The organism is Ileibacterium valens, from assembly GCF_001945525.1.
In the GTDB taxonomy this organism is placed as follows: Bacteria; Bacillota_I; Bacilli_A; order Erysipelotrichales; family Erysipelotrichaceae; genus Ileibacterium; species Ileibacterium valens.
Genome location: NZ_MPJW01000205.1, coordinates 1 through 916 on the forward strand (window position 1 = coordinate 1; position 916 = coordinate 916).

Here is a 916-nt window from a genome sequence, read left to right on the forward strand (position 1 = left end):
TTACAGACTCATTTTGATCTTTGCGAGCTTTTCCTTTCTTTGTTGATTTGATCTGCTCTGAAGATATTCGAAAGATTGGGTTTTTCTTCCTGTCTTCAGACACTGCATCTTGGCGTCAATATAAATGGCCTTATTGTCTGTAAAAGAGGACAAAAAAAACGAAACATTAAAACATAGTGGTTTGAAGATCAAGCACAGTATAAGCGGCAGTGTCCCGAAGATTCTGAGCTGCATTGAGGTCACGGTCTTCGGTATATCCGCAATCTGGGCAGACGAAAGTCCGATCGGAAAGCTTCAGAGTCTTATGGAAATGTCCGCATTGATGGCATGTCTTACTGGAAGGGTAACGGCACTCAGCCAAACGAAACTCGATCCCTCGTTTGGCACACTGAAACTGGACGTCTGTTCTAAAGGCGTACCACTGCATCTGAGAAATGGCATGAACAAGTTTTCGGTTCTTCATCATGCCGGCAATATTAAGATCTTCCATCGTGATGTAGGACGGATACAGATCCATGATATGTGCAACAGTCTGCCTGCGGTATGTATTTCGGGTGTTGTTAATCTTTTGTTGAACAGCCTGTAATCGTTTCTGAGCTTTGTTCAGATTGCTCCTGGTGGGCCTATTGTCTGGATCCTTTTTCTTCCTTGCTCTGTAAGCTTTTAGCTTTCGAGAATAGATCCGCGAAAGATGCTTTAGCTTTCTGAGTTTTCGTTTCATCGGACGTTTCTTATTGATGTTTGCAAAGACCTCTTTGTTAGAGAGAACAGCCAATTCCTTGATCCCGAGGTCGATACCAATACCATCTGAATCTTTACGATAAGAAGGAACAGAATCGACTTCGTACTCGACATAGACACTCATATACCATCTGCCGTTCTTCTGTCCAATCCGTCCTTTTACAATCTCAACTTC

Annotated in this window: 1 protein-coding gene; it reads right to left on the minus strand. The window is 42.8% G+C overall.

The features are described from left to right. Positions 1-166: 166 nt before the first annotated feature. Positions 167-916 (minus strand): RNA-guided endonuclease InsQ/TnpB family protein (locus tag BO222_RS10915; protein WP_233131255.1); only part of this gene is annotated, 750 nt, incomplete at its 5' end.